Here is a 9,956-nt window from a genome sequence, read left to right on the forward strand (position 1 = left end):
TCAAAAAAATAAAATAAAAAAGCCCTAAAATCATTTCTATTAAAAAATAGTTTTAAGGCTTTTAAAAAATATACTTTATTAGTATAACTTGAACTATCTTATAAAATCCATTAGTGATGGCTGTATAATTTTAGCTCCTATGTTTAATGATGCTCTATATACACTATCAGCCATCATAAATTGCATAGATGCCTCTGCCATATCAGTATCTTCTGTTTGTGATAACAAATTAGTAAAATTAACTTTTGTATCTTCTATCCTATTTCTAATAGTTTCAACTGTATTTGTCCTAGCTCCTACTGCTGCTCTTACTTTAGATACATTATTCATATGAGCATCTATTTCGTCTAATTTTTTTGATATTTCTTCAGTATCTCCATTTTCAAGTAATCCTATAAGTTCATTCATAGTATCCATAATTGTTTTATCTGGAATATTATCATTATCACTATCTACTACAGGCCCAAATAATTCATCCCCTCTTATATTTATAGAAATGGATGCTGATATTCCTATATGATAATCTATTTTTTCAGTACTTTCAGATATATTTAACTTTTCAAAACCTAAGTTTTTAAGGTCTAAAGTATCTGATTTTAGTGCAAATTTTTGATTATCCTCTACTTTAGAGTTTTTGATTACAATTTGATTATTTTCTACTGTAACTTCAAAATTTCCTTTGTAAGGATCTGGTATATCTTCAGCTGGAGTTTTTGTAATATCTTGAGCAGTATTAAGAGCATTTTGTAAATCATTCTTTAAGTCTTCTAATGTATTTATTGTACCATCATAAGTTTTATTAGGCAGTTGAACCGTATATTCCCCTGTGTATTTTGTCCCATCAGATTTTATAATTCCTGTTATGTTAAGTTTAAATTCATTATTTGGTGCAGCTGCTATAGCTATAGGTAAGTTTAAACTATTGCTTCTAATTTCCTTATCTAAATTAATATTATTAGTTCCATTTTCATTTAAATACGGTTTATCTGTTTCATATCCTGAAAATATATGTCTTCCAACATAAGTGTCATTAGATATCTTTACTATTTGTTCTTTAATTTGCTTTATTTCCGATTCTATCTTCATTGTGTCTTCAGGAGTAAGTACTCCATTTGAAGCTTGTGTTGTAAGTTCTCTTACTCTATGAAGAACATTATTTAACTCTTTAAGAGATGTTTCTGTTTTATCCAAAATAGAATAAGCATCATCTACATTTCTTTTAAATTGATCATTCTCTGCTATATCTGTGTGTATTTTAAGACTCCTTGCAACAAGTACAGGATTATCAGAAGGTCTGTGTATTCTTTTACCCGAAGTATAGTCATTATAAATTTTGTCCATTCTAGCCATATTTTTATTAATATTCATCATCATTCTACTAACCATCATAGAATTAGTAATTCTCATTTATTTCACCTCCTACAGTCCTACTCTTCCCATTCTATTAACTATAACGTCTATCATTTCATCTACAGCTGTAATCATTCTAGCAGATGCATTGTATGCATGTTGAAACTTAATCATATTTGACATTTCTTCATCAAGAGAAACTCCTGATATAGATTGTCTTGTACTATCTACTTGATTTATAAGCACTTCTTGATTTTGTGTCATTCTTGCAGCTTCTTGTGCATCTACTCCAAGATTTGAAATTAATGTTTTTACAAAGTCATCCGCAGACCCCCACGAGAACATATCGTCTTTATGCCTTAACTTAGACATTTCAAGTATATTAGAGTTGTCACCCGCTTGCCCTTTTCCATTTCCAACAGAAGTTTTTGCTGCTGCTATATTATCAAGATCTTTGTCTATATCTTGCGATATTTTTATATCTTTTGCAGATGTTTTTGATACTTTATACCAATTTCCATCTCCATCTTTCATTATAGTATATCCTTTATTATTCGGGTCAGCTTCCCACTCTTGTATTGCATCTTCTTCTGTTTTTGTAGGATTAGTGCTTAAGTAAGTTTTAACATAATTATCAATATCTTTATTTCCATCTCCATTAGAATCTATATCAGCTATTTTTTCAGCTTCAAAGAATAATTTTCCTGTAGAATTTTCATCTAGTCCATATCCCTGCATATTTATTCTATTTATTTCAGATGTTATTTTTTCTGTAAATTCATTTAGTTTCATCATATAATAAGGAATTCCTTTCGGCCCATCAGAATCATTTATATTATCTCTCATATCCAATTCAGCTTTTAATTTTCCTTTAATATAGTTAGTATTTATAGGGGAACCTGATTTGAATTTCAAATGAGATACTTCAAATTCAAGCCCTAATTCATCTTTATATTTATGAAATCCTTTTTCAATCTCTATTTCATCAACTTTATCATGATAAACAAGAGGATTTCCATTTATAGAAATTATAGTTTTTATTCCTCCATGTTCTCCATTACTTACCTCTTTAACTTCTACGTCTACAAGCTGTGATAGTTCATCTAAAAGTAAATTTCTTTGATCTCTTAAATCATTAGCATTACTTCCGTCCATTTCAGCTCTTTCTATTTGTAAGTTAAGCTTTGCTAAATCTCTTGCATATGTGTTAATTTGATTCACTGTTGTTTGAAGTTCAAAATCTGCATCCTTAACCATTTTTTCAAGCTGAGAATAAGAATGATTTAAAGTATGAGAAAATTCTATAGCTCTTTCTCTAACTACAGCTCTGGTAGTAAGAGAAGATGGGTCTTTGGATAATTCTTCAAAAGATGCAAAAAAATTATCCATCACTTTTCTTATTCCTGAATCCGACGGTTCATTCATTATAGCTTCTATTTGTGAAAGTGATGAATTTCTATAAGACCATTGCCCATATGCATTAGCTTCTGATCTAAATTTTATATCTAAAAATTCATTTCTAACTTGAGTAATTTTATACGCATCAACTCCAGTCCCTATCATTCCCTTTCCACCTGGATATGATATTGGACTATCTGCTTTTAACTCCACTCTTTGTCTAGTATATCCAGGAGTATTGGCATTAGCTATATTATGTCCTACAGTATTTAAAGCTTTTTGAGCTGCAAATAATCCTGATTTTGCTATGTTTAAACCAAAAAAACTCATTTTTACACCTTCCTTTAATATTTTGCATCGAAAAAGCCAGTCTTTTGAGAATTGTACTCTACAGCCTTTTTCCCATAAGTTTTAGGCTCTGGTTTTGATGTTAAAAGGTTTAAATTAAGTTCTAAATACTCTAATGAAATTTCTAAAAGCTTATTATTAAGATTATTCTTTTCTTCAAGCTCTTTAAGTATAGATTTTAAATCTGAAGCTATTTTCTCAATATACTTAGCTTTATTTTCATCTATTTCATTTACAATATCTTTTATGTTATCTATCTTCTCAAGTCCTAATTCTTTTTGTATATTTAAAACTACAGCACCTCTTAATTTTTCTAAATGTATTATTCTTTTTATGCTATTTTGTTCTTCTATTACCATTTGGTTTAATCTTTTTGTATCGTTGTTAATTATTACATCTTTTTTTTCAGTTGATAAATCTAAAAGTCTTTGATTTATTATTAACTCTTCATTCAATATTTCTATAAATTGGTCTAAAGACTTCATCTTAACCTCTCCAATCTATAGTGCTCTTATCTAACATTGCCTTAGCAATCTTGCCGTTATCTACTTTGTAGATTCCTTTATCTAATTGATTTTTTATTTCATTAACCTTATTTTCTCTTATATCTGAAGTATTTTTAAAAGCTTCAAGAGCAAATTGAAAATCCTTACCTTTTTGAGATATTTCTATTTTATCTTCTTTAAGAGAAAATTTATTTACTTTTTCCGTTTTGTTAGCTTTGTAAGCCTTCATTATTTTTTGAATATTATTTATGTTATTTATTTTCATAAAAAAACACCCCTTAATTAGTCTTCTAATCTTATTATCGACCAAAGGGATGATTTTCTTTACATTATTTTTATTTATTTTTATGTGCTGTATGATATCCCATACCAGTTTTTTTATCTTTTTCTAAGCTTTGTAAAGCAGACCCTAGTTCCTTTTTGATTTCATTTTTGCACTTTTCGCAATATCTACCAGTCTTTATACTTACTCCACATCTTTCACATGAAAGTATCGCATTCTCATCTTCTACTATTTCTATTCTTTCTTGCTTTAAAAATCTAATTATAGTTTGTTCTTCAACTCCAGTTTCCTTTGATACCTCTTGTACTGAAGCTCCTGGATTGTCGTATAAATAATTTCTTACCTTTCTAAAATCCTCTTCATCAGTTCCTCTACACTTAGAACAGTAAATCTGCCCATTTTCACTTCCAAACATTCTCCCACATTTTTTACAATTTATAAGTTCCAAAGTAGCACCCCCTAATATATATTTTTTCCTGTAGTAAATGTAAGAACATATATCTTCCCTGATCCATGTTTTATTAAAATTTTAGATATTTCATCAACTGTACTTCCTGTAGTAAATATATCGTCTACCAAAAGTATATTCTTTTTTATTATTTTATGTTCATTCTCTTTAATTGTAAATACATCTTTTAATTCATTTTTTCTATCTTTTTTAGAAAGATTTGAAAGAAATCTAGTATATTTTTTTCTATATAATATATCTAATACTTCTTTACTTGTAATTTTACCTAAATTCGTTGCTATTAAAAGCGATTGATTAAATCCTCTTTTTCTTTGTCTTTTTTTATGAATAGGAACTGGTATTATATAATCAAAATCTATATATTCATATTTTAATTTATCCATCATAACCTTTGCAATAGGATAAGCTAAATAAGTTTTTCTTCCATATTTAAAGGAATACATAAGTCTGTGTATATTGTCATTATACTCAACACAAGACAAAGCTCTTTCAAAAAAATAGTCTTCTTTTTTACAGTTAAAGCAAATTTCTTCTTTATAAAATAGTGTTAAAGGCTTACCGCATTTTATACATCCATTCTTTATAAAATTTATTTCATTAAAACAACTTTTGCAAAGGGAATATGGATTAGTTTTTGGTATTGGATTTTTGCATATTATACACTTTATATTTCTAGGATATATATAATCAAGCAAAGTATCTATCATTCAATTAATAATCCTTCCTCTATAAATCTACTTAATTTCAATTTAAGATTAGAATGCCTATCGTAAATTCTATTGTTTTTTATCATATAATTTAAATATTTTATATCCCCTACTAGTACAACTAATTTTTTAGCTCTTGTAACTGCTGTGTATAAAAGATTTCTAGTAAGAAGCATAGGAGGAGCCCAGGTTATAGGTATTATAATAACAGGAAATTCACTCCCTTGACTTTTATGTATTGTTGTACAAAAGCTGTGTTCCAGTTCATCAAGTTCATTATAGTCATAGCTTATAATTTTTGATTCATCGAACAATACGTATATATTTTTTTCTTCTTTATCTATATGATAAATATAACCTATATCACCATTATATACTCCTTCTCCCTTTTCTAATCCATCTTCAGTTTCCCATTTTTTAGTATAGTTGTTTTTAATTTGCATTACCTTATCCCCAACTCTAAAAATCCTTTTTTGAAAGCTTTCTTCTACTTTTAGCTTATCTTTTGGATTTAATACTTTTTGAAGTTGAGCATTTAAATTAAAAACTCCTGTATCTCCTTTTCTCATTGGTGATAGTATTTGTATATCTTTTATATTGTCAATTCCATAATAAACAGGAAGTCTTTCATGAACAAGATTTAAAATTTCTTTTACTATATCTTCATTATTGTTCTTTTGTATAAAATAAAAATCTTTGTCTTTTGCATTAAGATATAGACTTTCTCCTTTATTTATTTTATGTGCATTTACTACAATCATACTTTCTTTTGCCTGCCTAAATATTTCATTTAGCTTTACTACCTTTATAACATCTGAATCTATTATATCCTTTAGTACATTTCCTGCTCCTACTGAAGGAAGTTGATCGCTATCTCCAACAAGTATAACTCTAGTTCCTACTTTTATAGCTTTTAACAGGTTGTACATCAAAAGGACATCTACCATTGAAACCTCATCTATTATTAATACATCTGTATCTAATGGATCTTCATCACTTTTCATAAATACAAGTTCATTTTCTTCTGATGAATATCCCATTTCAAGAAGTCTATGAATAGTTTTAGCTTCTTTATTAGTAGTTTCACTCATTCTCTTTGCAGCTCTTCCAGTAGGTGCACCAAGACAAATATCCATCTTTAAATTTTCAAATATCTTTATTATAGTGTTTATTGTTGTAGTTTTGCCAGTTCCTGGTCCTCCTGTTATAACTAATACCCCTTTTTTTATAGCCTGAATAACTGCTTCTTTTTGATTATTAGCAAGCTTTATATTTTCCTCTTCTTCTATTTTTTTAATTTCTTCTTCTATATCTATCTTTATATCTTTAAATTTATATTGAGATAATTCTATAAGCTTTTTACAAACACCATTTTCTGATATATAGTATGGAATTAAATATACATTGTCTTCTATAGGCCCTTTTTCAAGTTGAATTTTTTGTTCAAGTGCTAGTTTCATTATCATATCTTTTATATATTCTTCTTCTATTTCAAGTAAGCTTGAAGCATTTTTTATAATCTTACTTTTTGGCAAAAATGTATGTCCTTCACTTAAGCTTTTATTTAATGTATATATTATTCCTTGTCCTATTCTATCCTTTGAATAAGGACTTATTCCCATTTTTGATGCAATATTATCCGCTAATTTAAATCCTATACCTCTTATATCTTCTGCTAACTTATATGGATTTTTTTCTACTATTTCAACAGATTTATTTTTATACTTTTTGTATATTTTAAGACAATAGTTAGGGCTTATTCCGTACTTAGATAGATTTATTATTAAATTTCTAAGCTCTCTATTTTCCTCAAAGCTTTTTCCTATTTGATCTGCTTTTTTAGTTCCTATTCCATCTATCTGAGTTAATTTTTCCGGATTCATCTGTATTATATCTAAAGAATTTACTCCAAATTTATCTATGATTTTTTGTGCCATCTTAGGTCCTATTCCTTTTATCATTCCAGACGAAAGGTATACATATATTCCATCTACAGACGAAGGAGTAGATGGCATAAATGAACTTACTTCAAACTGCATTCCATATACTTTATGATTTATCCACTTTCCCTCAACTTCTATAGTTTCTCCAAGAGTTAAAGTTGGCATACATCCTACTATGGTTACATCATTATCTTCACATTCAAGGGAAGCTACTGTATATCCATTTTCTTCGTTTTTAAATACAATATCAACTATCATTCCCTTTATTTTTTCCATACTATACACTCCTAAATAATTTCTAGTGAGTTTATTATATCAAAAAATTCGCTTCATGCTAACGCATGGCTCATCTCGCCAACGAGTCCTAACGGACTCCGTTGCTCAAAATAGTTGATGCTGTAGTACTTTGAGCAATGTTATCCATAAGTTGAAAAGCTTATAATTTCCTAATTATAACAAAAAAGAGGCTATTTAAACCTCTTTTTCATTCTATTTATTCTCCTAATGCTTCTTTTTTTAGTATTTCAGCTTTATCTGTTCTTTCCCAAGGGAAATCAAAATCAGTTCTTCCAAAGTGTCCATAAGCTGCAGTATGTCTAAATATTGGTTTTCTTAAGTCTAAATCTCTTATTATAGCTCCTGGTCTTAAATCGAAGTGCTTTTTAACAAGCTCTACTAATTTTTCTTCTGAAATTTTTCCAGTACCAAAAGTTTCAACCATTATAGATACAGGCTCAGCAACTCCTATAGCATAAGCTAATTCTATTTCACATTTTCTAGCAAGTCCTGCCGCAACTATGTTTTTAGCAACATATCTCGCTGCATAAGCTGCTGATCTATCAACTTTAGTAGCATCTTTTCCAGAGAATGCTCCACCACCATGTCTTGAATATCCACCGTAAGTATCTATTATTATTTTTCTTCCTGTAAGACCAGCATCTCCATGAGGTCCACCTATAACAAATCTACCTGTTGGATTTACTAATATTCTAGTATCCTCAAATAAATTTTCTGGTATTACTGGTTTGATTACATGTTCAATTAAATCTTTTTCTATTTGTTCTCTTGTTACATCAGGACTGTGTTGAGTTGATATTAAAACTGTATCTACTCTAACAACTTTATCCCCATCATACTCAATTGTAACTTGAGTTTTTCCATCTGGTCTTAAGTATTTTAATGTTCCGTTCTTTCTTACTTCTGTAAGTTTTCTAGAAAGCTTGTGTGCAAGTGATATTGGAAGAGGCATTAATTCTGGAGTTTCATCACAAGCAAATCCAAACATTATACCTTGATCTCCAGCACCTACTGCTTCTATTTCATCTTTCATTTGTCCTTCTTTACTTTCTAGAGCCTCATCAACTCCCATGGCTATATCAGAAGATTGCTCATCTATTGCAAGTAATACTGCACAAGTATCTCCATCGAATCCGTATTTAGCTCTATCATATCCTATTTCTTTTATTCTATTTCTAACTACTTTTTGAATATCTACATATCCTTTAGTAGATATTTCTCCTGAAATTAAAACAAGACCTGTAGTAACAGAAGTTTCACAAGCAACTCTTGAGTAAGGATCTTGCTCAAGTAATGCATCTAATATAGAGTCTGATATTTGGTCACATATTTTATCTGGATGTCCTTCTGTAACCGATTCTGAAGTGAATAGTCTTCTTGCCATTTATTTTTACCTCCTTATGTAAATAATTGTATTATTTTTATTGTTACCCTTTAAAGAAAAATTAAAGCCTTTTCCACAGAGGAAAAGGCTAATTTTTTAAATTAACCTCATCTTCCGAAAGAAAATCTTTCGTAGGAATTAGCACCATTCCCCCTAAGGGCGGTTGCTGGGTTTCATAGGGCCTATCCCCTCCACCTCTCTTGATAAGGCATCAAGATTTTTTATACAATTTTACTAACTTAGTATATGATACTATTTTTAAATTTTATTGTCAACAATTTTTTAAATTAGTTGATAAGATAATGATAAAACTATAATCCCAGCTATAATATTTCCTATAAGAATTCCAATTACTACATCCTTAGCTCTCATTTTAAAAACTGATGCAACCATGGCAGCAGTCCATGTACCTGTAGTTGGAAGAGGTATTCCAACAAATAATATTATACCCAAAATCTTCTTGTCCATTATTTTTTTACTATTCTTATTAACTTTATTATCTAAATAATCTCCAATTTTTTTAAAATATCTATTTTTCTTAAGCCATTTTAATAAATCTCTAAAGAAAAATACTAAAAGTGGGGCAGGAAGTGTTGCTCCTATAACACATACTATATAAATATATATGGGATTAAGATTTTGAGAAACCCCTATAGGTATAGCCCCCCTAAGCTCAATTATAGGAACTGCCGAAATAAGTAATAGGTATATATACTTTAAAAACATATATGTATTTCCACTCCTTATTTTAATAGTCTAACTAAATTACTCAACACCATAATATTATAACTTAAAATTTAATATTATTGTAATTGAATTTATGATATTTTTCATATACACTCTTTATATCAAGAATGTTTAAATCTCTTAAAAAACAAACATATAGCCTTTATTTGTAATTTTTGTTAAAATAGAGTAGTTCCTTGTTATAGGTAGTTGCAAAATAGAGTGAAAGGTTATCCACAGAAAAATTGAGTTGAAATTACTAAATAGAAAGAGTTATTAACAGTAATATTCAAAAAAAGACGCAGTTAAATAAAGGTTCAGTAAAACCTTTTTAAAAAGGATATAGAGTTTAAAAAAACTTAAGCAATTAAAGATTTAATAGCAAGAGGATTGTGGATATTGTTAGTCTTAAACATTAAAACAAACGCAACTAACTGAGAAATACAAGCCAGTAAAACATCAGCTTTTAAAGAAACAGTATTTCTAACTTTAGATGATTTGATTTGAATAAAGTTTTTTAGTTGAGAAATAGACCTTTCACAAAT

The 9,956-nt window shown here is 28.7% G+C and carries 10 protein-coding genes and 1 riboswitch; all 10 genes read right to left on the minus strand.

All coding sequences use genetic code 11. The features are described 5' to 3' along the window. Positions 1-93: 93 nt before the first annotated feature. Entirely contained in the window at positions 94-1,407 is a 1,314-nt protein-coding gene (gene flgL, locus BUA77_RS06870; RefSeq protein ID WP_072888600.1) for a flagellar hook-associated protein FlgL, read from the minus strand. Between the two features lie 12 nt (positions 1,408-1,419). Then, positions 1,420-3,078, minus strand: a complete 1,659-nt coding sequence (gene flgK, locus BUA77_RS06875; protein WP_072888602.1) for a flagellar hook-associated protein FlgK — start codon at positions 3,076-3,078, stop codon at positions 1,420-1,422. Between the two features lie 14 nt (positions 3,079-3,092). Beyond that, positions 3,093-3,581 (minus strand): flagellar export chaperone FlgN, encoded by a 489-nt coding sequence (gene flgN / locus BUA77_RS06880; RefSeq protein ID WP_072888604.1) that lies wholly within the window; start codon positions 3,579-3,581, stop codon positions 3,093-3,095. A 1-nt stretch (position 3,582) separates the two neighbouring features. Continuing rightward, positions 3,583-3,867: a flagellar biosynthesis anti-sigma factor FlgM gene (gene flgM, locus BUA77_RS06885; protein WP_072888606.1), complete on the minus strand. Its 285-nt coding sequence runs from the start codon at positions 3,865-3,867 to the stop codon at positions 3,583-3,585. Positions 3,868-3,937: 70 nt separating this feature from the next. Then, complete coding sequence (locus tag BUA77_RS06890; protein WP_072888608.1) at positions 3,938-4,333, minus strand: flagellar protein; 396 nt, start codon at positions 4,331-4,333, stop codon at positions 3,938-3,940. Between the two features lie 11 nt (positions 4,334-4,344). Beyond that, positions 4,345-5,061 carry a ComF family protein gene (locus BUA77_RS06895; protein WP_072888610.1) on the minus strand — a complete coding sequence of 239 codons (717 nt, stop codon included), beginning with the start codon at positions 5,059-5,061 and terminating at the stop codon, positions 4,345-4,347. Next, positions 5,058-7,280, minus strand: a complete 2,223-nt coding sequence (gene recD2 / locus BUA77_RS06900; RefSeq protein WP_072888612.1) for an SF1B family DNA helicase RecD2 — start codon at positions 7,278-7,280, stop codon at positions 5,058-5,060. Before recD2 ends, BUA77_RS06895 begins: the two co-directional genes overlap by 4 nt. Before the next feature lie 217 nt (positions 7,281-7,497). Further along, positions 7,498-8,685, minus strand: a complete 1,188-nt coding sequence (gene metK / locus BUA77_RS06905; RefSeq protein ID WP_072888614.1) for a methionine adenosyltransferase — start codon at positions 8,683-8,685, stop codon at positions 7,498-7,500. Between the two features lie 104 nt (positions 8,686-8,789). Next, a riboswitch (SAM riboswitch) is annotated at positions 8,790-8,895 on the minus strand. 72 nt (positions 8,896-8,967) lie between these two features. Beyond that, positions 8,968-9,411: a COG2426 family protein gene (locus tag BUA77_RS06910; protein ID WP_072888618.1), complete on the minus strand. Its 444-nt coding sequence runs from the start codon at positions 9,409-9,411 to the stop codon at positions 8,968-8,970. A 359-nt stretch (positions 9,412-9,770) separates the two neighbouring features. After that, positions 9,771-9,956 (minus strand): hypothetical protein (locus BUA77_RS13820; protein ID WP_278280551.1); only part of this gene is annotated, 186 nt, incomplete at its 5' end.

Origin of the sequence: Tepidibacter formicigenes DSM 15518 (assembly GCF_900142235.1) — a bacterium.
In the GTDB taxonomy this organism is placed as follows: Bacteria; Bacillota; Clostridia; order Peptostreptococcales; family Peptostreptococcaceae; genus Tepidibacter; species Tepidibacter formicigenes.